21 protein-coding genes are annotated in these 21,101 nt (G+C 71.9%); 12 read left to right on the plus strand and 9 right to left on the minus strand.

Annotated elements, in window-relative coordinates; translation table 11 throughout:
• Positions 1 to 2,649, minus strand: a complete 2,649-nt coding sequence (locus NQO67_RS36875) for a bifunctional glycosyltransferase/CDP-glycerol:glycerophosphate glycerophosphotransferase (protein WP_255954823.1) — start codon at positions 2,647 to 2,649, stop codon at positions 1 to 3.
• Between the two features lie 142 nt (positions 2,650 to 2,791).
• On the opposite strand from NQO67_RS36875, the gene NQO67_RS36880 reads away from it, so the two are divergent.
• On the plus strand, positions 2,792 to 3,307 hold the full coding sequence (locus tag NQO67_RS36880) for a hypothetical protein (protein WP_255954824.1): 516 nt from the start codon (positions 2,792 to 2,794) through the stop codon (positions 3,305 to 3,307).
• Between the two features lie 19 nt (positions 3,308 to 3,326).
• Positions 3,327 to 3,644, plus strand: a complete 318-nt coding sequence (locus tag NQO67_RS36885; RefSeq protein WP_255954825.1) for a hypothetical protein — start codon at positions 3,327 to 3,329, stop codon at positions 3,642 to 3,644.
• Between the two features lie 18 nt (positions 3,645 to 3,662).
• Here NQO67_RS36885 and NQO67_RS36890 read toward each other — a convergent pair whose 3' ends face one another.
• Together NQO67_RS36890 and NQO67_RS36895 are read right to left on the minus strand one after the other, a co-directional pair.
• The gene (locus tag NQO67_RS36890) at positions 3,663 to 4,382 is read right to left on the minus strand and encodes a hypothetical protein (protein ID WP_255954826.1); all 720 of its coding nucleotides are present in this window, start codon (positions 4,380 to 4,382) and stop codon (positions 3,663 to 3,665) included.
• A 466-nt stretch (positions 4,383 to 4,848) separates the two neighbouring features.
• Positions 4,849 to 5,634 (minus strand): alpha/beta fold hydrolase, encoded by a 786-nt coding sequence (locus NQO67_RS36895; RefSeq protein ID WP_255954827.1) that lies wholly within the window; start codon positions 5,632 to 5,634, stop codon positions 4,849 to 4,851.
• 101 nt (positions 5,635 to 5,735) lie between these two features.
• Here NQO67_RS36895 and NQO67_RS36900 point away from each other — a divergent pair, with 101 nt between their 5' ends.
• From NQO67_RS36900 to NQO67_RS36915, 4 genes are all read left to right on the plus strand, one after another.
• Positions 5,736 to 6,275, plus strand: a complete 540-nt coding sequence (locus NQO67_RS36900) for a PadR family transcriptional regulator (protein ID WP_255954828.1) — start codon at positions 5,736 to 5,738, stop codon at positions 6,273 to 6,275.
• A 201-nt stretch (positions 6,276 to 6,476) separates the two neighbouring features.
• A complete protein-coding gene (locus NQO67_RS36905; RefSeq protein ID WP_255954829.1) occupies positions 6,477 to 7,157 on the plus strand; it encodes a transmembrane-type terpene cyclase in 681 nt (226 codons plus the stop codon).
• Between the two features lie 14 nt (positions 7,158 to 7,171).
• Positions 7,172 to 7,864 (plus strand): tRNA-dependent cyclodipeptide synthase, encoded by a 693-nt coding sequence (locus tag NQO67_RS36910; RefSeq protein ID WP_255954830.1) that lies wholly within the window; start codon positions 7,172 to 7,174, stop codon positions 7,862 to 7,864.
• A 37-nt stretch (positions 7,865 to 7,901) separates the two neighbouring features.
• On the plus strand, positions 7,902 to 8,915 hold the full coding sequence (locus tag NQO67_RS36915) for a squalene/phytoene synthase family protein (RefSeq protein ID WP_255954831.1): 1,014 nt from the start codon (positions 7,902 to 7,904) through the stop codon (positions 8,913 to 8,915).
• 15 nt (positions 8,916 to 8,930) lie between these two features.
• Here NQO67_RS36915 and NQO67_RS36920 read toward each other — a convergent pair whose 3' ends face one another.
• The 4 genes from NQO67_RS36920 to NQO67_RS36935 all read right to left on the minus strand — a co-directional run bounded on the left by NQO67_RS36920 (position 8,931) and on the right by NQO67_RS36935 (position 11,660).
• Positions 8,931 to 9,755, minus strand: a complete 825-nt coding sequence (locus NQO67_RS36920) for a DUF899 family protein (protein WP_255954832.1) — start codon at positions 9,753 to 9,755, stop codon at positions 8,931 to 8,933.
• A 111-nt stretch (positions 9,756 to 9,866) separates the two neighbouring features.
• The gene (locus tag NQO67_RS36925) at positions 9,867 to 10,181 is read right to left on the minus strand and encodes a DUF6092 family protein (RefSeq protein ID WP_255954833.1); all 315 of its coding nucleotides are present in this window, start codon (positions 10,179 to 10,181) and stop codon (positions 9,867 to 9,869) included.
• The gene (locus tag NQO67_RS36930; RefSeq protein ID WP_255954834.1) at positions 10,165 to 10,719 is read right to left on the minus strand and encodes a nitroreductase family protein; all 555 of its coding nucleotides are present in this window, start codon (positions 10,717 to 10,719) and stop codon (positions 10,165 to 10,167) included. Before NQO67_RS36930 ends, NQO67_RS36925 begins: the two co-directional genes overlap by 17 nt.
• A 203-nt stretch (positions 10,720 to 10,922) precedes the next feature.
• Positions 10,923 to 11,660, minus strand: a complete 738-nt coding sequence (locus NQO67_RS36935; RefSeq protein WP_255954835.1) for a helix-turn-helix domain-containing protein — start codon at positions 11,658 to 11,660, stop codon at positions 10,923 to 10,925.
• A 242-nt stretch (positions 11,661 to 11,902) separates the two neighbouring features.
• Here NQO67_RS36935 and NQO67_RS36940 point away from each other — a divergent pair, with 242 nt between their 5' ends.
• Positions 11,903 to 12,568, plus strand: coding sequence for a DUF4097 family beta strand repeat-containing protein (locus NQO67_RS36940; protein WP_255954836.1), 666 nt, complete (start codon positions 11,903 to 11,905; stop codon positions 12,566 to 12,568).
• Positions 12,569 to 12,708: 140 nt separating this feature from the next.
• A complete protein-coding gene (locus NQO67_RS36945) occupies positions 12,709 to 13,581 on the plus strand; it encodes an alpha/beta fold hydrolase (protein ID WP_255954837.1) in 873 nt (290 codons plus the stop codon).
• Here NQO67_RS36945 and NQO67_RS44435 read toward each other — a convergent pair.
• The gene (locus NQO67_RS44435) at positions 13,553 to 13,864 is read right to left on the minus strand and encodes a hypothetical protein (RefSeq protein WP_308295734.1); all 312 of its coding nucleotides are present in this window, start codon (positions 13,862 to 13,864) and stop codon (positions 13,553 to 13,555) included. The genes NQO67_RS36945 and NQO67_RS44435 overlap by 29 nt on opposite strands.
• A gap of 64 nt (positions 13,865 to 13,928) precedes the next feature.
• Complete coding sequence (locus tag NQO67_RS36955; RefSeq protein ID WP_255954838.1) at positions 13,929 to 14,972, minus strand: PhzF family phenazine biosynthesis protein; 1,044 nt, start codon at positions 14,970 to 14,972, stop codon at positions 13,929 to 13,931.
• Between the two features lie 348 nt (positions 14,973 to 15,320).
• Here NQO67_RS36955 and NQO67_RS36960 point away from each other — a divergent pair, with 348 nt between their 5' ends.
• The 4 genes from NQO67_RS36960 (at position 15,321) to NQO67_RS36975 (ending at position 21,077) form a co-directional block, all read left to right on the plus strand.
• Positions 15,321 to 17,057, plus strand: a complete 1,737-nt coding sequence (locus tag NQO67_RS36960; RefSeq protein WP_374119250.1) for a class I mannose-6-phosphate isomerase — start codon at positions 15,321 to 15,323, stop codon at positions 17,055 to 17,057.
• 300 nt (positions 17,058 to 17,357) lie between these two features.
• Positions 17,358 to 18,761: a sugar porter family MFS transporter gene (locus NQO67_RS36965; protein ID WP_255954839.1), complete on the plus strand. Its 1,404-nt coding sequence runs from the start codon at positions 17,358 to 17,360 to the stop codon at positions 18,759 to 18,761.
• Between the two features lie 55 nt (positions 18,762 to 18,816).
• A complete protein-coding gene (locus NQO67_RS36970) occupies positions 18,817 to 20,127 on the plus strand; it encodes an AGE family epimerase/isomerase (protein ID WP_255954840.1) in 1,311 nt (436 codons plus the stop codon).
• Positions 20,124 to 21,077, plus strand: coding sequence for an ROK family protein (locus NQO67_RS36975; protein ID WP_255954883.1), 954 nt, complete (start codon positions 20,124 to 20,126; stop codon positions 21,075 to 21,077). Before NQO67_RS36970 ends, NQO67_RS36975 begins: the two co-directional genes overlap by 4 nt.
• Positions 21,078 to 21,101: the final 24 nt, after the last annotated feature.

Below are 21,101 nucleotides of genomic sequence, written 5' to 3' on the forward strand. Positions count from 1 at the left end.
TCAGCCCTTCTCCGGGTGGGGTGGCGGGGGAGCGGCGGGGGCGGCGGTGGGCGCCGCGGCCAGGGAGGGCGGCGCCGGGCGGGCCGCGGGGGCGGGGGTGCGCGCGGCGAGCGGGACCACCGCCGGGATCGCCTCCGGTGGCTCACCCAGCAGGACCCGGCGCACCACCCGTTCCGCGGCCCGCCCGTCGTCGAACGTGCAGAACCGCTCCCGGAACCGCTCCCGCAGCCCGGCCGCGTGCCCGTCGGCCCACGAGCCGTCCCGGAAGACCCCCGCCAGCTCGGACCCGGTCCGGGCGATCGGCCCCGGCGGGAAGGCGGTGATGTCGAAGGTGACGCCGCGGGTCTCCCGGTAGACGTCCCAGTCGTCGGCGTAGACCACGATCGGGCGGTCCAGGTTGGCGTAGTCGAACATGATCGACGAGTAGTCCGTGACCAGGGCGTCGGCGGCCAGGCAGAGCTCCTCGGCGGACGGGTGCCCGGTCACGTCGATGATGCGCCGCTCGCCGCGCGCGCCGGGGGCGGTGTCGGCGGCATCGGTGTCCGCTTCGTAGAAGTAGTGCGCCCGCAGCAGCACGACGAACTCCTCACCGGCCGCCGCCAGGAAGGCGTCCAGGTCCAGCTGGGCGCGGAAGGCGGTGCGGTAGTCGCGGTGCGTGGGCGCGTACAGGATCGCCGTGCGGTCCTCGCGGACGCCCAGCTCGCGGCGGATCCGGGCGACGTCCGCCGCGGTCGCGTGCTGGTAGACGTCGTTGCGCGGGTAGCCGTACTCCAGCATCTCGTAGTCCGCGGGGAACTCCCGCTCCCACACCTCGGTGGAGTGCCGGTTCGACGAGAGGTTGTAGTCCCACCGGTCGACCCGGGTGAGCAGCTTGCCGAAGCTGCCGCTGTGCGCGGCGACCACCGGGTACTCGGCCTGCTCGATGCCCATCCGCTTCAGCGGGGTGCCGTGCTGGGTCTGGAGGTGGACGGTGCCGGGGCGCTTGACGACGGCGTTGGCGAAGTTGGCGTTGTTGACGAGGTACTTGGCGCGGGCCAGCAGCTCCCAGGCGCGCGGCGTGTCGAGCACGGCGTACTCGACGCCGTCCGGCATCCGCTCGGCCGCCTCCTCGGTGACCAGGAAGACGGAGCGGATGTGCGGCGCGAGGCGGCGCGCGGCGGCGTGGATGGCGGCCGGGTTGCACGTGTAGCCGCGGCCCCAGTACGAGCAGTACACGGCGAGGTTCTCGTCGATGGGCCGGCGCAGGGCCGCGCGGTAGGCGCCGTTGCGCAGCGGCACATGCCGGCGGGCCCGGCCCGCCGTCGCCCGGGCCCCCCGCACGGCGCGCCACGCCTGCCGGTGCGCCTCGCGTAGCGCCGCGAACGTCCCGTACGCCCCGGCCGCCACCAGCCGGTGTTGCACGCCCAGGCGCCCCGGGGGCGGGGCGAACCCGGCCGGCCGGTGCACCCGGTACAGCTCGGCCGCCCGGTCGAAGAACTCCCGGCCGCCGCGGACCGGCGCGTCGTTCGGCAGCAGTTCCGGCGCGGCGGCGGCGGTCCGCAGGATCTGCGCCATGAGATGGGCGAAGAGGGTGTGCAGACGGGCGGGGGACACCTGCGGCGGTGCCGCGCCGGCGCCGCCGGCGCTGAACGCCGTGGCCCGGGTGAGCACCAGATCCGCCTGCTCCAGCAGGTCGAAGTGGTGCGCGCCGGGCGACCGCAGCAGATTCCCCTGGCGCCGCAGCAGATGCCGTACGCACACCCGCCGCAGCACCGCGATCCGGTCGGCGGCGAGCAGTTCGAGACCGCCGAAGCCGACGTCCGTGTACCCGCCCCGGGGGAACGCCAGCGCATGGTCGGCCAGGAAAGCACGCCGGTGCACCGCGCTCCACGCGGGCAGCGTGGTGCCCGACAACCAGGGCGCGTCGTCCGGCGCGAACACCCCCTCGGGCGCTCCCGCCATCTGCTCGCCCAGCGGATCACCCGGCTGCGCCCCCTTCCACCAGTGCACCCGCTCGTGTCCCACGAAGAGCAGGTCGACGTCGCCCGTGGCGTCCAGCCGGTCGGCGACGGCGGCCAGCGCGCCGGGCGCGAGCGTGTCGTCGCCGTCCAGGAAGACGACGTAGTCGCCGGTGGCGGCGGCGAGCCCGGTGTTCCGCGCGCCGCTCAAGCCGGCGTCCGGCGCCGAGCGGACGGGCTTCACCCGCGGGTCCCGGTGCGCGTACCGGGCCGCGATCGTGCCGTCCAGGGTGTCCGCGCCGGCGCACACCGGGATGACCTCGATCCCGACCGGGCCTCCCGCCCCGGCGAGCCCCGCCGCCTCTGCCGCCCGGCCGGCCCCGGGCCACCCGCCACGACCCCGGAAGGACTGCGCCAGCACCGAGTCCAGCGCCAGCGCCAACCGCCCGGCAACCCCGTGAGCAGGCACGACGACACTGAACCTGGGCGCGGCCCGGGGGACGGCTTCGGGGGCGGAGGAGGGCACGGGAGAGGGTTCGGGCACGGCGTCAGGCGCGCCGCGCGGCCCGGCGGTCGGTGCGGCTTCGGGTGCCGGGTCAGGTGGTGCGGTCGGTGCGGCTTCGGGGGTGACGTCGGGGGTGACGTCAGGTGCGGCGTCGGGTGTGGCTTCCGGGGTGGCCTCGGGCAAAGGGCGCCTGGGTGACTCGGGCATACATCACATTGTGCCCATATAGGTCCGGTGGGAGGGGGTCGTTACGCCGTTCGTGGTAGAGGCGGAGTCCTCGGGGTGCGGCGGGGCGGGGGGTGTGGGAGGTCCGCGGCCGGCGGTGTGCCCGCTGCGTAGGATCATGCGCATGACATGCAGTTTCTACGACCTGGCCTTCGGCGTGGGCTCCGGTGGTGCCAGGAAGGACACCCACTACGTCCGAGGCAGCCTCGAAGAGGTCCGGCAAGACCTTGCGGCGGAACTCGCGGAGGAGATCAACCTCTACCTGCTCTGCTGGTACGGCGCCCGCCTGAGCCTGGACGTGTACCAGCAGGGGAAGCAGACCGACTCGATCGACCTGCATCCCTTCCTCGCCATCGCGGTGGCGGGCTACCCGACGATCACCTTCACCGGGCCCGAGCAGCCGGTGGGGTACGACTTCGAGGCGGACGAGGAGGCCGAGGACGAGACGGACACCCTGTCCTACCGGATGTTCGCCGGGGAGTTGGGGGACACGGTCAGCGTCACCGTCGACTGGGACCGCGTGCAGGTGCCGCCGCTGCGTGGGAAGGCCGTGGGCGAAGGGGACACGGTCGCGCTCCACGCGCTTCCAGGACACTTTTTCCACACCGCCACCTACGGCTATCAGGACTTCGAACTCTGACCTTGGGATCGGGGGAGGAATGGACAAGTTCGACGCCTGGCTGGACGGCATCGGCGACAAGGCGGACGAGTTCGCCTACCGGTACATCTACGCGGCCTACCTGTGGGCCTGCCACGGTGGCGCCGACGCCCCCTACGGCATGGTGCTGGAGGCACTGCCCGACGGTGGCCATGTGCTCCGGTACGACGACGAGCTGGAGTTGCGGCTGGTGGACGACGACGAGCGGGTGGCGTTCGCCGAGCACCTCGTCGCCCGGTACTGCGGCGACAGGTATCCCAGCATGGCCGCCTGGGAGGACCGGCAACACGGCTGGTACGTCGAGGATCTCGACTGGTGAGCCGAGCGGCGGGCCCGGTCAGGCCTCGTGCAGCCAGACGCGGAGCGGGCCGAGTGCGCTGAAACCGCTCGCGCGAGCGTGCGCGAGATCGTTCCCGTGCTCGTAGCCGACGAGGGGCAGGCCGGGGAAGTGACGGGCGGCCGCACTGATCGCCGACGACCAGACGGCGGCGACGTCGGTGCCGTTGACGGCGAAGAGGTTGGAGAGGCCGACGAGCCCGGCATCGTGATTCAGGACGACACCGCCAGAGAGCTCGTCGCCCTCGTGGAAGGCGAGCACCCGCACGGAGGGTTCGTCCAGCAGCGGTGGGCGGAACACGTCCGGGCCGCCGTCACCGCCGTGCCACGCGACCTGCCAATCCAGCAGCCGGGCGGCGGTGGAGACCCGCGCGGTGCGCAACGCCGACGTCTGCGGTGCGGGGAGTTCCGGCGCGCGGTGGATCCACTGGGCGTCGAAGAGTTCGACGAAGCCGCTCGAGCGGAGATCGAGCGTGGCGAAGCTGTCCTTGACCGAGCAGCCGGGGGCCGCCGTGTCGAGCGGGGTGAGGAAGTCGGCCGGCACCGCGTCCTGGTGGAGCGTGATGGCGTCCGGGTAGTACGGCGGTGTGCGACGGGCACTCCACCAGGCCATCGGGCCGAAGGTGCCTGGAACGCCGTGGGAGCGGCAGAGCGCGGCACACCAGCCGGCGTTGTTGCGGGCGGCGGCGGTACGGAGGGCGTCCGTGTCGGTTGAGGTCACCGGGACAGACTGGCATCCCGACATCCCGCGGCCGAACGAATGTGCCAGCCGGGTGCACCGGATGCCCTGGATACGCAACTGATGCCGCTTGTCTCCGCATTCAGGCGTTCTTCACAAGTGAGGGCCGGAGGGTCCGGCCTGCCTGCGATTCTCTCTGGCGCTCGGTCATGTCATCACGATGCGGAAGATCACGTGAATGATCATGCGTTCGAGTATGTTCCCCATCTGACGGGTCACCAGATCACTGTGACCGAGGACCTCTCGGAAACACTCAACTCGCTTGAGAGACAGGTGAGTTGATGGATGTCGATCTCGTAGGAGCAGGGTATGGGTTTCGTCGCTGTCGTCAGTGTTTTCGTCGCCTTCGCGGGCTGCGTGGGGCTCCACTGAGGTAACGCGCTGCCGTCCTGGAACCGGGGCGGCGACGGGACGAGGGCTCGGCCGGTCGGCCGGGCCCTCGCCGTCGTCACGCCCGGTCAAGGAACTCTCTCACCATGGCGCCCAGCTGTGCCTGGTGCGTGATGTAGAAGTCGTGGTGCCCGTCGATCGTCACGACTTCCGTGCCGGGTCGGCGACGGGCCATCTCCTCGGCGTGGTCGCGCGGGACGACCGTGCTGCGCCCGCCCCTGACCACCATCAGCGGCTGCTTGGCTGCGATGAAGTCGTCCCACCAGGTGCCTCGGACGGCGGCCTTGGCGGCGTGTATCTCCTTCGCCCGCCACAGGAACCGCCAGCCCTCCGGTTCCTCCACGGCGCTCTCGGTGAAGTGCCGGGGCTCGTCCACGAACGCCAGTGCGTCCAGCATCGCCCGCATGCTCGGGAAGCGGGCCGGCAGCGCGGCCAGTTGATCGTCGCCGATCGGTGCGTGGTACTCCGCCGGAAAGTCCAGTACGACCACCGCCGAGACCAGTTCCGGTCGTCTCGCCGCCAGTTGGTACGCGGTGATGCCGCCGAGCGAGTGCCCGACGATCGCGACCGCCCCGAGTCCGAGGTGCTCGACGAGCGCTGCCGCGTCGGCGACGAAGCCGTCGCGCCCGTAGTCGTCGGGATGGTCGGAGAGCCCGTGGCCGCGCATGTCGAGCGCGATGAGCCGGTATGCGGGGCCGAGGTGGTCGGCGATCCCGAGCATGGCGCGGCCGCGTCCGTAGGCGCCGTGCAGCGCGAGGACGGGGCGGCCCGTGCCGCCCGTGTCGAGACAGGCGAGCCGAACGCCGTCCGGGGTGTGGAAGTACCGCGTGGTTGCCATCGTCATGACTTTGACTCTAACAGAGCTATCTCTATTAGAGTCAAACGCGGGAACGTGGCTAGGGTGGACAGCCACGACGACCACGAAGTTCGCACCTCGGAGGCCCGGTGCTCACCCTCTGCATCCTTGGATTTCTCAACGAGAGTCCCCTCCACGCCTACGACCTGCGTGCCCGCATCTCGGGCCTCAGCGGCCATGTGCGCCCCGTGAGCGACGGCGCCCTCTATCCGGCCATCAAGCGCCTGGAAGCCGCCGGGCACATCACCCGCCACACGGAACCCGGCGAACGCGCCACCCCCCGGCAGGTCCTCACCCTCACCGGATCCGGCCGGGACGAGCTCATGCGCCGACTGCGCGAGCCCGCGGACCCCGAGATCACCGACCGCAACTCGTTCTTCGTCCTGCTCGCCTTCCTCGGCCAGCTGTCCGACCCCGCCGACCAGGTCCGCGTCCTGCGTCGCCGCCTCGCCTTCATGGACGAGCCCGGAAGCTACTTCTACGAGGACGGCCGCCCGCTGCGCGCCCGCGACATGACCGACCGGTTCCGCCGCGGCATGCTCCAACTCGCCGGTGCCACCAGCAAGGCCGACCGCGCCTGGCTGGAGCGCACCATCGCGGAGCTGGGGAGCGGCGCCCAAGGCGGCTGACGCGCCTGAGGCGCCTGAGGCGCTTGCCGTCGCCGGAAGCCTCGATGTGGCTGGCGCATGGTCGTGCGCCCCGCCGTCGAGTGCGCCGTGTGCGCGGCGCACGCTTCCTTTTCCCTTCTGCGCGTACTTCCGCGGCGTTTTGGATGACCTGAGCCATGGCATGTTTCCGGTGGATCTTTTGACCGGCTGTACGCGACAGGAATGGCAGAGCGCATGGTTCAGTTGCTGTTTTCCGTGGGGAATCTGCTATGGCTTGCTGTTTATATTATGATCATTCGCGTCGGGCTTCGTGATCGCACCTACGGCATGCCGCTCCTCGCGCTCTGCGGAAATCTGAGCTGGGAGGCGAATTATGCTTTCATCCGCCATTACAATATGCCGCTTTCGCTGACGTCTCTGATCTGGCTCCTCCTTGACTGCGCGATCCTCTATACGGTTGTCCGGTTCGGGCCCGCCCAGTTTCCCTGGCTGCCCAGATGGCTGTTCTTCTGCGGTCTCGGCGTCATGATGGCCATGTGCTGCGTGGGCATGGAAGTGCTGATCCGGTACTTCGAGGCCGGCGGCAGGGAAGCCGGCGGCAACTATTCGGGTCTCACCCAGAATTTGCTCATGTCGGCGCTGTTCCTGAGCATGCTCGTCCATCGCCGCTCCACCTCCGGGCAGTCCATGGCCATTGCCGTGTGCAAGGCGCTGCCCACCGCCTTGGGTGCCGCTGCGGTGTACCTGTGGGTGAAAGACGGAGGAGTGGAAAGCAGCCCGCTGCTGATCTTTCTGGGGGGTTCCACCCTCGTTCTCGACATGTCCTACGTGGCCGGGGTGTGGGCCGTCCGCCGGTCGACGGCAGCTGTCGCAGCGGGGACTCCCGTCGCCGCGACGGCCTGAAGGAAGGGCACATCATGTTTGCCGTCGAGCCGTTGACCGACAACTGTCGCCGCATTCTCGACCAGGGCGAGCATGTGCTGATCGGGGTGTCCCCGAGGAACAGCTACTTCACCGAGGCCCGCATCACCGAGCTGCTGCGCTGGTCGGCCAAGTCGTTCCGGTTGATCGACGTGGTGATCCCCGACTTCGCCGAGGTCGAGACGTGGCTCGCCCTCGGGTACCCCGACACGAAGGCGCATCGGAAGACCAGGTCCAAGGCGGCCCACATCCGCAATCGTGTGATCCGGGCCGGCGACGCGGCGGCGGTGCCGGCGAGCCGGCTGCGCGTCCTGCTGCTCTCGGACCTCGCCGCCCGGCCGGACTACCAGAGCGCACTGCGGCGTTGCGAGGAAACGGTGGCGCAGGACGCCGTCCTCCGCGAGATGTGCCTGCGCCCGGCACGGCACGCCCTCCGGTGCCATCTGAACGGCTCCGAGCCGACCCCCGCGCAGGTCGACCGCGCCATGCGCTACATCATCGCCGAGATGCCGCTGATGCTCGACGTGCCGGGCATGCTCGACGTGGACCACTCGACCCTCATCTACCACCAGCGCCTCGAGTTCATCGACTGGATCTTCTTCGGCAACACCTCCCTGCGTATGAGCGAGCGCCAGGCCTACGTCGTGGTCCGTCCGACGGAGACGGGCGAGGCGCAGGGCCGGAAGTAGGGAAGGGCAAGGGGAAGGGGAAGGGAAGGTGGCGGACGTGGGGACCTCCGAGGCCATGAACACGATCGACCGGGAGCTGGACGCGGCGAAGATCTTCGACGCGCAGGTGCGGCGCGCGTACGCGCACTGCGCGCTGCTCCTCGCCAGGAAGAACCACGCGGCCCAGGCATGGATGCGGTCCCTCCTGCCGGTGGCAGCCCGGGCGCCCTGGGATGCGGTGTTCGCTTTCTGCGGATACGCCGACGACCTCAGCGACGACCCCCGCCGTAGCGCCGAGGACCGGCGCCGCAGCTACGACCGCTTCGCGGCCAGGTTCTTCGGCGTCCACCGCGCGGCAGCAGTCCACGAGGACACCAAGGGCGCGGGGCGCCACCAGGACGCGGCGCACACCGACCCGGCCGACCACTCGGAAGACTCCGACCACTCCGAAAACTCCGACCAGTCCGAAGACTCCGAAGACTCCGAACTTCTCGTGTGCCTGGCGTTCAGCGACGTCCTGCGTACCTGGCACATCGGCGAGGACAGCGTCGCCCTGGCCAGCCAGGCCGTACACGACGACATCGGCGTGTCCGCGTACGCCACCGTCGCCGACCTGGAGCGCTACATGAACGGCGTCAGCGGGCAGCACGCGATCTGGGTCAGTACCGTGCTCGGCCTGACCGGCCCGGACGATGCCGTGGGCACCGCCGGGGCGACCGCCTGGGGTTTCACCCTCCAGACGCTGGACTTCCTCATGGACCTGGAGGAGGACCTGCGACTGGGCAAGCTGTACCTGCCCCTGGAGGATCTCGAGCGCTGCGGCACGTCACGCGACGAGATCGAGCACGCCGTGACCGCCCGCCGCGCCACCGCGCCCCTGCGCCGCACCATCGGCCTCCAGGTCGACAGGGCCGAGCACTACCTGGCCAAGGCCGAGCAGTGGGCGCGCCACGCTGCCGCTCCGGCGGGCCAGGTGGTGCTGACCTCGCTCGCCGGCGCCCGCCAGGCCCTCGACGACGTCGCCCGCGGCGACAACGATCCGTTCCCCCTCATGCCCCCGCCGGCCGGTTGACCCGCAGAAGGCGCGTCAGTGGTGGTGGCCGTGCCGGCCGAGGGTCTCCTCGGGGGTCGCACCGGGGCGGGTCCACTGCGGTACGGGGCGGCTGGTCGGGCCCCAGCCGGCGGTCCCGTCGGCGTCCGAGCGCCAGTACCAGCAGATCGGCGCGCCGTGTCCACCGACGGGCGAGCCGGCCTGCGGGGCCTCGGGCCAGCCCTCCGGGCTGTCCTCCCACGCCTCGCGGCGGCCGTAGGGCGTCATGTCGAGCAGGCTCAGGGACCCGTTGACCGGCTCGTTGCCACGGCCCGTCGTCGCGTAGGTGAGGAACGTACGGTCGCCGTCGCGCAGGAAGCAGGTGAGGGAACCCATGCTGTCGCCGACCGGTGCCGCCACGTCGCGCACCGAGTACCAGGGCTGGGTGTAGCCCATGAACGCGACGTAGGAGGCCACTTCGTCCCACCGGCCGCTGGTCAGGACGGCGAACGAGACGCCTCGGGCGTTGAGGTAGACCGTGTCCTCGACGTTCTTCAGGTGCCAGGCCGTGGTGGTGCAGCCCTCGCACTGCCCCTGGTGCGGCGCGCCGTCGTACCACATGTGCTTGTAGACCACGAGCTCGTCGCGGCCCTGGAACAGGTCCAGGAACGGGACCGGGCCGTCGGGCCCGACGACCTCGACCGTCCCGTCGAACTCCACCATCGGCAGCCGGCGACGGGCCGCGGCGATGGCGTCCCCCTCGCGGGTGTGGGCCTTCTCGCGGACCAGCAACGTGTCACGTGCGGCCTGCCAGGTGGCCAGGTCGACGACGGGCGGCCGGCCGGACAGCGGGGCGGTCCGGTCATCCGGCGTGGGCGTCATGGTGTCCTCCGTGGTGTCTCGTGCCGGGCAGCGTCGTACGGCCGTGTACGACGGTCACCGGAACAGACTCGGGATCCCACGGAAACTCATCGCGGGGGACGGACACCGGCCTCAGGCGAGATCCTTCAACACCGCCACGATGCTCTCGCACGCCTCGTCCAGCAGGCCCCCGAAGTCGGCGCCGTCCATCGGCCCTGACATGGCCTCCTCCAGACGTTGCCGGATCGCCGTCAGGCGTGGCTCCCGCACACCGCAGGCGTCTTCGAGCAGCTCCAACGCGCGGCGCCCGCCGTCGGCGCACCGGGCGACCCCGTACGCGGCGGGCTCGTCCATCAGCCCCCGGCCGCTGCTCAGCAGGAACGCCGCCAGCAGCACGATCCCCTCGACCACCTGGGGCGATTCCTGCTCCTCAACTCCACGTTTCATAACGGATCACTTCCTCGCGTGGCCGCCGCCGGGTGGGTTCGAGCGCCCGTGCGGGACGTCCCAGGGCCACCAACAACAGGGGTTCGAGATGCGGGGGAAGGCCCAGCAACTGCTGTACCGCGACCCGCCGGAAGCTGCCGACGGGGCAGCCGCCCAACCCTTCGGCGTGCGCCGCGAGCAGCAGGTTCTCCACCGCCATGGCCACGCAGAGCATCCCGGCGTCCCACGGCACCGAGTCGTCCCTGGTGGCCCGTGCACGGTCGAAGCAGGCCACCACGACCAGCGGCGGCAGCCCGATCATGCCCGGCGCGAACGCCCGAAGGCGCCGTACCGAACGTGGATCGCGCACCGCCATGAACCCCCAGGCCTGCTTGTTGGCTGCGGTCGGCGCCGTGACCATCACGTCCAGGAGCCGGTCCAACAACGCGTCGTCGACGGGCTCCATCGTGTACCGGCGCACCACCGAGCGCTCACGCAGCAGCCGCAGCAGCCCCTCGGAACCGGTCGACTCCACCAGACCCCCCTGTGCATGGTCCATCCCTGTGCAGGGTCCATCGTGGACGTGACCTACCCACGCGGCTCGCCGGATCCGCGCCACCCCCCGACGATCACCCTTTCGTGCCCACCGGGTCGAACTGCTGCGTCATCCCGGGTCATCCCTGGTCGTCCCGGGCCATCCCGGTCAGGGTGCCCAGGCGTCGCCTCCATCGCCGTAGGCGGCGACACGGATTCCGGGTCGGGTCATTCGGTGCCGTCCGAGGTCGTTTCCGTTCTGGTGTGGAGGACCGCGCGGGCCTGGTCGGCGGCGCGGGTGATGCTCTCGCTGATGAAGTCGAGGAAGCGGGCGATGTTCTCCAGCCGGTTGGCGGCCGGGGTGTGGGGGCCGAGGACGGCGACGCCCTGGCGTGCGGTCGCGACGAGCTGGTCGTTGGCTCGGGCGCTGGCGATCGTCGCCTGGTAGAAGAGCTCGTCGTCGACGATGTAGCGGTCGCGGCGGCGTTCGTCGCGTTCTCGACGCACCAGGCTCTGGCTCTCCAGGAAGGCGATCGCCTTGGAGACGGACGCCGGGCTGACCTGGAGGTGCTGGGCGAGCTGGGACGCGGTGAGGCTGCCGGCGTCGGTGACGAACAGGCAGGTCAGCACCCGGGCGGTCATCTTGGGCAGGCCCGAACCCATGAGAACGGTGGTGAGCGTCTCCTCGTACTCGGCCACGGCCTCGGCGTCGCGTCCGTGTGGCTGGGGGCCCGAGGCCGACCTCCGGGAGGCGGCGGCGGGCCTGCTCCGGTGTGCGCGGCGTTCGGTGGCGCGGTGGGCCAGGTCGGCGCGGTAGGCGGTGGGGCCGCCGTTGCGCATCACCTCACGCGTGATCGTCGAGGTCGGACGGTCGAGGCGGCGGGCGATCTCGGCGTAGGGGAGGCTGTCGGCCAGCCCCAGCGCGATCTGCTGGCGTTCCTGCTGGGTGAGCCTGCCTCCCGGCATCGCGGTCTCCTTGCTGATCCTTCGTGGCGGTTCCCGACGCCGCCACCATAGCGTTCATTTCTTACCCATTGCAATGATCGAGATGGCGTTCGTTGCGTTGTAAGTGAAACCATTGCAATGAATTGATGCTGTCTACCTGCATGAATGCTGATTCTTCGCAACGAGTATGTTGCCGGCTTATGGAAAGCAACGTAGCGTTTCCGGTGTCAGAAAGAACGAGGGAACGAGCACAGGAGAGCACGATGCAGAAGTTCGACACCACCGCCCCGATCTCCGCCGTCCTGGACATTCCCGCCGGACGCATCCAGCTCATCGCCGCCGACCGCGCCGACACCGTCGTCGAGGTCCTGCCCGCCGACCCCGCCAAGAGGCGCGACGTCCAGACCGCCGAGCGCACCACCGTCGCTTACGCCGACGGCGTGCTGCGGATCCAGGTCCCCGAGCCTGAGAACAAGCTCCTCGGTGCCTCCGGATCCCTGGAGGTCACCGTCCAACTGCCCGCCGGCTCCCGTGTCGAGGCCAAGGCCGCCAGCTCCGAACTCCGCGGCGTCGGCCGCCTCGGTCACGTCGCCTTCGAGGGCGCGCACCGCCAGATCAAGATCGACGAGGCCGAGAGCGTGCGCCTCACCGCGATCGACGGGGACATAGAGGTCGGTCGGCTGAACGGTCCCGCGGAGATCAGCACCGCACGGGGCGACATCCGGATCGCCGAGGCCGTGCGCGGCACGGTCGTGCTCCGCACCGGCTCCGGCGACATCTCGGTCGCTGCCGCCGCCGGCGTCTCGGCCGCCCTGGACGCCGACACCGGCCACGGCCGCATCAACAACGCCCTCAAGAACGACGGCACCACCGAACTCGACATCCGCGCCACCACCCCCCAGGGCGACATCACCGCCCGCAGCCTCTGATCGAGCGGAGCCGGAATCGGAGCCGGAGCCGGAGCCGGAATCGGAGCCGGAACCAGGGCCCGGAACCAGGGCCCGGAACAAGAAAAACCACAACCAGAACCCAGTCGTACAGGACGACTTCACGAGATCAGGTGGAACACATGACGCAGAACAGCAATCACTCGACCCCGTCGAACCCCTCGACCCCGTCGAACCCTTCGACGCCTTCGAACCGTTCGGACTCCTCGAAGTGGACGGGCATGGTGCCGGTCGACGACACGGCCCTGGCCGTCACCGACACCGGCGGTCCCGGTGTCCCCGTGGTCTACCTCAACGGCCAGTTCGCCACGCAGGGGTATTGGGCGCGGGTCATCGCCGAACTGGGTCCACGGTGGCGGCACATCACCTACGACGAACGGGCGCGCGGGAGAAAGTCGAAGCGTTCGGCGGACTATTCCTTCGAGGCCGCCGTCCGGGATGTCGATGCGGTGCTCGCGGCCAGGGGCGTGGACCGTGCGCTGGTCGTGGGCTGGTCCTACGGAGCGTTCGTCGCGGCGCACTGGGCCAGCCGGAACCCGGAACGTACCGTGGGCGCGGTGCTGGTCGACGGTGCGCAACCGTACGACTGGTTCGACGACGCCATGGAGCAGCGGATCCGGAAGCTGTTCCGGCGGATGGGCTGGTTCCTGCCGCTGCTGCGCCCCACGGGCCTGACCCCGCGGATGACCGCGGAAGAGCAGGCCGAGAGCAACATCGAGCTCGGCAAGCTCGCCCGCGAGCGCGAGCTGGGTCCCGTGCTGGACGGCATCACCGTCCCGGCGCGGTACGTGGTCGCTTCGGGGACCTCCTTCGGAAGCCGCGGTGACGAGCAGGAACGGATCCGCGCCAGCCTCGACGCGGTGACCGCCCGCAACGCGAACATCAAGGTGAGCGCGAAGGTCGCCAGCAACCACGGTGCGATCCTCAAGAAGGACTTCTCCGCGATAGCCGAGGCCGTACGCGAGGTCACCGCCCTCGACGGCGAGAAGCGCTGACGGGACGCCGGGACGGGGCGCGGACGGCGGCGGTGGGCTGGTCGGGGTGCAGACCCAGGCGCCACAGGGCGTCCGCGCGCACCCGGACGCCGTACCAGCCCTGCCGGCGTCCGGCGGCGTCGATGCCGCAGGACAGCCGGCACTCCACCTCGTCCAGGGTGAACGGCATCCAGTCGATGCCGCGGTCACGCAGCCAGCCGCGCAGGGCCGCCGCGGGCCGCGGGCAGCCCGGCGCGTTCACGTAGTCGGCGACGAGGATCCACTCCGGGTGCGATGCGTTCACGAACCATCCTCCCCGGCCGTCCGTCCCCCCCCGTCCCCATCCTGATCCCCCTCATGACACCGGCTCACGCCACCGGGCTCAAGTCCTCCGCCGGGATCCGCACCGCCGTCCCGCTCACCCGTACCCGCGGATCGCCGTCGCGCAGCTCCACCGCGAGGGTGGACGGGCGACCCAGGTCGTGGCCCTGGTGGAGGGTGAGGAGGGCGTCGCTCTCGACGAGGCCCAGTTCGCGCAGGTAGGCGCCGAGGGCCGCGGCGGCCGCGCCGGTGGCGGGGTCCTCCACCACACCTCCCACCGGGAAGGGGTCCCGGACGTGGAAGACGGTGCCGGACTCGCGCCAGACGAGCTGGAGCGTCGTCAGGTCCAGCCGGCGCATCAGGGCAGCGAGGCGATCGAAGTCGTAGGCGAGGTCGGCGAGCCGGGCGCGGCTCGACACGGCCAGGACGAGGTGGCGTGCGCCCGCGTAGGCGATGCGCGGCGGCAGGGCCGGGTCCAGGTCGTCCGCCTGCCAGTCGAGCGCCGCCAGGGCCTCGGTCACATCGGCCTGTGCGGCATCGGCGACGTACGGAGGCACGCTGGTCAACGTCGCGTGCAGGGCGCCGGGTTCGGGAGTCGGCCCGGACGCCGACCCGGGAACGGATCCGGGAGTCGCCCCGGGGGCCGATCCGGAAGCCGGACCGGGGGCTGACTCGGAGGCCGAGCCGGGAGCCGCCCCGGAAGCGGAGTCCGCCGCGGTTCCGTCGGCCGTCACTGTCACCGGTACGGGGCCGGCGGGGGTCGAGAAGAGCAGTTCCCCCGGGCCGAAGCGCTCGGCGAGGGCGACGGCCGCCGCGACGGTGGCGTGACCGCAGAACGACACCTCCGCCTTCGGGCTGAAGTACCGCACGGTGAACGCGCGGGGGGACCCACTACCGGCGTCCGGAGGGGCGGCGTCGTCCGGCGGGGCGGTCAGGAAGGCCGTCTCCGAGTAGCCCACCTGCGCGGCCAGGGCGAGCATCGTGGCGTCGTCGAGGCCGCTCGCGTCGAGCACGACGCCGGCGGGGTTGCCACCGGCCGGGTCGGCGGAGAAGGCGGTGTAGCGCAGGACGTCGGGTGTCGAGATCGTCATGCCGACGCCAACAGGGCAGCGGGGCCGGCTGTTCCCGGGGCATCGGAAGCGGGTGTCGGGTGTGGGTGTCGGAAGCGGGTGTCTGGTGCGGGCATCGGATCAGGGCATCGGATGAGGGGCCGGACGCGTGGGGGCGGGTGCAGCCGAAACCTCCGGTACCGGATATTCCGGTTCGGTCGAAAAACACTCCCGGACCCTCTTGACGCGAGCCCCGGCCACGTCCGATGTTGTTATCGATAACAACATCTCCGCGCCACCCACGACCTCCGGTGCACACCTGCGCACACCCCGCGCACGCACCGCCCCGGCGCTCCCCCCCCGCACCGCCCACCACCAGGAGCAATCCCCGTGACCCCGCCCCGCACCCGCCCTTACGACCGCAACCCCCGCTACGCCGCCGCCGGTGGCGCGGTGGCCCGCGGCTGGGCCGCCGCCGTGCGCGAGCTGCCCGCGCGGCGCGCCGTGCTCGCCGTCGACGGGCCCGCCGCCCTGGACTGGGACGGCGTGGCCCGCGGCATCGTGGCCGCGCTCGCCGACCGCGGCACCCCGGTGGACCTGCTGGACCTGCGGGAGTACGAGGCCGACTGGGACACCGTCCGCGAGCGCACCGGCGATGCGCCCGGGCCGGCCGCCGACCCGTACTTCCTGCCCCTCGCCGAGGGCCCGCTGTCCGTCCTGTACCGGGAGATCCCGCAGGTCGGCGCCCCCGATGAGGGGTTGCTCGTAGTCGTCGGGCCGGGTGCAGCGCTCGCCCGGCACGATGTGCTCTGGTACGCCGATCTGCCCAAGCGGTACGCGGAGGCGGCCGTCGTCGCGGGTGAGCTGCCGCTCGGCGTCAACCTCGGGCGGCACGGCACGCCGGGCGACCTGCGCCGCCTGTTCTACGCCGACTGGCCGATGATCGACGCGCACCGTGACGCCCTCGCGCCCCGTATCGACCGCTGGCTCGACCTCCAGGACCCGCACGCACCGGCCTCCGTCGACGGCTCGACGCTGCGCGCGACGCTCGCCCACCTGGCCGGCGGGCCGGTCCGTACCCGCCCGTACTTCAACTCCACCCCGTGGGGCGGCCAGTGGGCCGTCCGCGAGCTGGGCTTCGAGCCCCCCGCCGGCAACACCGCGCTCGGCTACGAGCTGATCGCGCCGGAGGCCGGCGTGCTGGTCGGGGACGGCCCCGAAGCGGAGGTGGAGCTGCCGTTCCAGCTGCTGTGTGTGCTGCACCCGGAGGAGTTCCTGGGTGCGCCGGTGCACGCCGAGTACGGCACCTCGTTCCCGATCCGCTACGACTACCTGGACACCGTCGGAGGCGGGAACCTCTCCCTCCATCTGCACCCGGTGGCCGCGTACATGCGCGAACGGTTCGGCTGGCCGTACACCCAGCACGAGACGTACTACGTGACCCGGAACGCGGGCGACGATCCGCGGGTCTTCCTCGGGCTGCGCGAGGACGCCGACCTGGCGCTGATGCGCAAGCAGGTCGAGGCGGCCATCGAGCACGGCGAGCCGATGGACGTCGAGGAGTTCGTGCAGAGCCACCCCTCCGAAGAGGGCCGGCTCTACATGATCCCGGCGGGCACCCCGCACGCCTCCGGCGCGGGCAACCTGGTCCTGGAAGTCAGCGCCACCCCGTACCTGTACTCGCTGCGCTTCTACGACTGGCTGCGCAGGAACGCCCAGGGCGCGCCCCGGCCGCTGCCGTACGACCACGCCTTCGCCAACCTCGACACCGGGCGGCAGGGCGAGGCCGCCCGCCGGGACCTGATCCAGGAGCCGCGCGAGCTGCGCTCGGGGCCGGGCTGGCGCGAGGAGGTCATCGGTGCGCTTCCGGAGATGTTCTACGAGGTCAGGCGGCTGGTCCTGGACCCTGCCGCGGAGTCGGGCGAGGCGCTTGCGGACGACACGGCCGGCCGCTTCCACCTCCTCAACGTCTCCGCCGGCGCCGGCGTCGTGATCGAGACGGCGGGCGGGCGCACGCACGATCTCGCCTTCGGCGAGACGTTGACGGTTCCTGCCGGGGTCGGCGCGTACCGGGTGCGCCCGGTGGGGGACGCACCCGTGCATGTCGTGAAGTCGCTGGTCCGGTAGCCGCCGGTCGCCTTGCGGCCTGTGCCTTGGGGCCTGTGCCTTGCGCACTGCGGTCGGCGGCCTGCGGCGCGCCATCCGCCCCGGAGGGTGGTCTCGGTTGTTTCCGGACCACCTGCCGGTGGGGGCTGGTCGCGCAGTTCCCCGCGCCCCTTAATTTCCGCACCGTACGCCCTAGGCGCGCCCCACTTCGTTATCGATAACACCCCACGCCTCCCACACTCCCCACCCTCCATTCCCTACCCCCGCTCCCCACCCGCCCTGCGAAGCCCCCATCACCATGTCCCAGAGAAGAGGCATCACGTGAGCCGCACCACCGTCCCCACCTCCGCGGGGCACCGCGAAGCCGTCAGATCGGGCACGTCCCGGTCCGTGGTCACCGTTGCTGTCATCGCTGCCCTTGGCGGGCTCCTGTTCGGCTATGACACCGGGATCATCTCCGGTGCCCTGCCCACCATCGCCGACGACTTCCAGCTGGGCGACACCGGTCAGCAGGTCGTGACCAGCGCCATCATCGTCGGCGCCATCGTCGGCGCCTGCCTGTCGGGGCGGCTCGCCGAGCGCCTCGGGCGGCGTCGGACCGTGGTCTGGGCCGGCGGCATCTTCGCGGTCAGCGCGGTGCTGGCCGCGATCGCCCCGGAAGCGTGGACCCTGGGCCTGGCCCGGCTGGTGCTCGGTCTCGCGGTCGGTCTCGCGTCGCAGGCCGTGCCGCTGTACGTCGCCGAGCTCGCCCCGCCGGCGCGCCGTGGCTCGCTCGTCGTGGCCTTCCAGCTCGCCGTCACGCTCGGCATCCTCGCCGCCTACCTGGCCGGGTACGTGCTGGACGACGGGTGGCGCTGGATGTTCGCGCTCGGTGCGGTGCCGGCCGTGGCGCTGCTGGTCGGCATGGGCCGGCTGCCGGAGAGCCCCCGCTGGCTCTTCACGCACCAGGGCCAGGACGCGGCGCGCGCCGTGCTGGTGCGGGTGCGCCCGGCGGGCGCGGACGTCGACGGTGAGCTGCGGCAGCTGGCCGCGACCGCCGAGGAGAAGGGCGGCCGGGGACTCGGCGCGCTGCGCGCCGGCTGGCTGCGGCCCGCGCTGGTCGCGGGCATCGGCCTGGCCGTCGCCTCACAGGTCACCGGGATCAACGCGATCATCTACTACGCGCCCACCATCCTCCAGGACTCCGGCTTCGGGCACTCCGCCGCGATGCTCACCACCGTCGGCGTCGGTGTCGTGAACTTCCTGATGGTGATGCTCGGGCTGTGGCTGGTCGACCGGATCGGCCGCCGCCGGCTGCTGCTGGTGCTGCTGCCCGGTGCCGTGCTCTGCCTGGCCGCGCTCGCCGCGGTGTTCGTCGGCGGCCAGGCACCGACCGGTGGCGCCCGCTGGATCGTGGTGCTCGGCGTGATCGGGTACATCGCGTTCAACGGCGGCAGCCTGTCCGTCGTCGTCTGGCTCGCCGGACCCGAGATGTTCCCGCTGAAGGCCCGGGCGGTCGCGGTCGGCGTGTCCACGTTCGCGGTGTGGTTCTGCGACCTGGTCGTCAGCCTCACCACGCTCTCCCTGACCAGCGCACTCGGGGTGTCCGGTACGTTCTGGCTGTTCGCCGGCGTCAACGCGCTCGCGTTCCTGTTCGTGTTCCGGTACGTCCCGGAGACCCGGGGGCGCAGCCTGGAGGACATCGAGGCCGCCCTGCGCGCCGGCACGTTCCGCGCCATGCGGTGACCGGCCGCCGTCGCTCTCGTTCCCCCGCACACGGCACGCACAAGGACTGCCCGCCATGAACCCGAACCCGAACCCGAACTCCGCCCCGTCCCTCCCGTTGCCCGCCGGTGCGCCCGCCGCGCTCGCCGGTGCGCCCTGGATCAGCTCCGCCGCACACCAGCGCTGGCTGGCCGCCGAGTCCGACCGGCTGGTGGACGGCCATGCGGCGGCAGCGGCCGACCCGCGCGGCGGCTTCTCGTGGCTGCGCACCGACGGCACCCCCGACCGGGACCGGCCGCAGGACCTGTACGCCTGCGCGCGCCTCGTGCACTGCTTCGCGCTCGCCCATCTGATGGGCCGCCCCGGCGCGCGTGACCTGGCGCTGCACGGGCTGCGTGCGCTGCGGGCCGGTTCCGGGGCCGGTTTCCACGACGACGAGCACGGCGGCTGGTACGCCGCCGTGGCGCCCGGCGGCGGCCCGGTCGACGACACGAAGGCCGGATACGCGCACGCCTTCGTGCTGCTGGCCGGGGCGACGGCCGCGCAGGCCGGGCTGTCCGGCGGCCGGGAGCTGCTCGAGGAGGCCGCCGAAGTCGTCGACCGGTACTTCTGGCGGCCCGACGAGGGCGCCGCGCTGGACAGCTGGGACCGCGCCTGGAGCGCACCGGAGGCGTACCGCGGCCAGAACAGCAACATGCACCTGACCGAGGCGTACCTGGCCGCGGCTGAGGCCACCGGCGACGCGTCGTTCACCGCGCGGGCGCTGTCCATCGCCGACCTGGTCGTGCGGCAGCACGGCGCCGCCCACGACTGGCGGATCCCCGAGCACTTCGACACCGCCTGGCAGGCCGTACCGGACTACAACGCGGACCGTCCCGGCGACCCGTTCCGGCCGTACGGCTCGCTGGTCGGCCACTGGCTGGAGTGGGCACGGCTGCTGCTCACCCTCCACGCCCAGGCAGGGGAAGCGGCGGCGTGGACCCTGGACGCGGCGCGTGCCCTGTTCGCCCGCGCCGTCACCGAGGGCTGGGACGCCGCCGGGGGCCTCTACTACAGCGTCGACTTCACCGGCCGTCCGGTGCTGCGCGACCGGCTGCACTGGACGATCGCCGAGGCCATCGGCGCGGCGGTCTACCTGCACCGGGCGACCGGCGAGAGCGCGTACGAGCAGTGGTACCGCACCTTCTGGGACTACGCGGAACACCGGCTGATCGACCGTGCGGGCGGCGGCTGGTGGCACCAGCTCGACGCCGACGGACGGCCCGCCACCAGCATCTGGGACGGCAAGCCCGACCTTTACCACGCGCTCCAGGCCACCCTGTACGCGCGCGCCCCGCAGCACCTCGGCCTCGGCGAGGCGGCCCGCCGGGGGCTGATCGCGTGCTGACCACACCGGTCCTGGAGGTCGGCGGCACGCATGTCACCGCCGCCCTGGTCGACGTCGCCGCCGGCCGCACGGTCGGCCCGGTGGTGCGCGACACGCTCGCGGCGCACGGCACCGCAGAGGAGATCCTGGACCGCATCGCCGCCACCGCCGACCGCATCGCGGCACCCGAGGGCGCCCGCTGGGGCGTGGCCGTGCCCGGCCCGTTCGACTACGCGGGCGGCATCGGTCTCTTCAAGGACGTCGGCAAGTTCGAGGCGCTGTACGGCGTGGACGTCGGCGCGGGTCTCGCCGCACGGATCCGGTCCCGGCCGGCGGCGCTGCGGTTCCTCAACGACGCGGACGCGTTCGGGGTCGGCGAGCACGTGGCGGGCGCCGCGCGCGGGGAGCGGCGGGCGGTCTGCCTCACCCTGGGCACGGGGGTCGGCTCCGCGTTCCTGGACGCCGGGGTGCCCGTGAACGACGGCCCGCTGGTGCCGCCGGACGGCAGCGCCCACCTGCTCGTCTACGCGGGGCGTGCGCTGGAGGACACCGTGTCGCGGCGCGCCATACGAGCCGCGTACGCGCAGGCCGCCGGCGTCGAGGCCGGCGCCGAGGCGGGCTCGGACGGGACGGGCGCCGGCGGGGCGGGCGCCGGCGGGGCTTTGGACGTGCGGGACATCGCCGCGTTGGCGCGGGGCGGCGACCCCGCCGCGCGGGCGGTCCTGGACGGCGCGTTCCGGGCGCTCGGCGAGGCGCTCGCGCCCTGGCTGGACCGCTTTGCGGCGACCGCGGTCGTCATCGGCGGTTCGATCGCCGCGTCGTGGGACCTCATCGAACCCGCCCTGCGCGCCGGTCTGGCCGCCGGCCTCGGGGCGCGGCGGGCGGACGGCCTGGCGTTGCGGACCGCCCTGCGCGGGGACGATGCCGCACTGCTCGGGGCGGCCCGGTGGGCCGAGGAGCCGGACGGCTGACGGAGAATGGGCGGTGGGAACTGA

This window comes from Streptomyces odontomachi (genome assembly GCF_024435355.1).
GTDB lineage: Bacteria > Actinomycetota > Actinomycetes > Streptomycetales > Streptomycetaceae > Streptomyces > Streptomyces odontomachi.

Excerpts from the sequence above, each read along its gene's own strand:
- NQO67_RS36875 (WP_255954823.1), bottom strand. The coding sequence starts at position 2,649 with ATGCCCGAGTCACCCAGGCGCCCTTTGCCCGAGGCCACCCCGGAAGCC.
- NQO67_RS36880 (WP_255954824.1), top strand. The coding sequence starts at position 2,792 with ATGACATGCAGTTTCTACGACCTGGCCTTCGGCGTGGGCTCCGGTGGT.
- NQO67_RS36885 (WP_255954825.1), top strand. The coding sequence starts at position 3,327 with ATGGACAAGTTCGACGCCTGGCTGGACGGCATCGGCGACAAGGCGGAC.
- NQO67_RS36895 (WP_255954827.1), bottom strand. The coding sequence starts at position 5,634 with ATGACGATGGCAACCACGCGGTACTTCCACACCCCGGACGGCGTTCGG.
- NQO67_RS36905 (WP_255954829.1), top strand. The coding sequence starts at position 6,477 with ATGGCAGAGCGCATGGTTCAGTTGCTGTTTTCCGTGGGGAATCTGCTA.
- NQO67_RS36910 (WP_255954830.1), top strand. The coding sequence starts at position 7,172 with ATGTTTGCCGTCGAGCCGTTGACCGACAACTGTCGCCGCATTCTCGAC.
- NQO67_RS36920 (WP_255954832.1), bottom strand. The coding sequence starts at position 9,755 with ATGACGCCCACGCCGGATGACCGGACCGCCCCGCTGTCCGGCCGGCCG.
- NQO67_RS36925 (WP_255954833.1), bottom strand. The coding sequence starts at position 10,181 with ATGAAACGTGGAGTTGAGGAGCAGGAATCGCCCCAGGTGGTCGAGGGG.
- NQO67_RS36930 (WP_255954834.1), bottom strand. The coding sequence starts at position 10,719 with ATGGACCATGCACAGGGGGGTCTGGTGGAGTCGACCGGTTCCGAGGGG.
- NQO67_RS36935 (WP_255954835.1), bottom strand. The coding sequence starts at position 11,660 with ATGCCGGGAGGCAGGCTCACCCAGCAGGAACGCCAGCAGATCGCGCTG.
- NQO67_RS36940 (WP_255954836.1), top strand. The coding sequence starts at position 11,903 with ATGCAGAAGTTCGACACCACCGCCCCGATCTCCGCCGTCCTGGACATT.
- NQO67_RS36945 (WP_255954837.1), top strand. The coding sequence starts at position 12,709 with ATGACGCAGAACAGCAATCACTCGACCCCGTCGAACCCCTCGACCCCG.
- NQO67_RS36955 (WP_255954838.1), bottom strand. The coding sequence starts at position 14,972 with ATGACGATCTCGACACCCGACGTCCTGCGCTACACCGCCTTCTCCGCC.
- NQO67_RS36970 (WP_255954840.1), top strand. The coding sequence starts at position 18,817 with ATGAACCCGAACCCGAACCCGAACTCCGCCCCGTCCCTCCCGTTGCCC.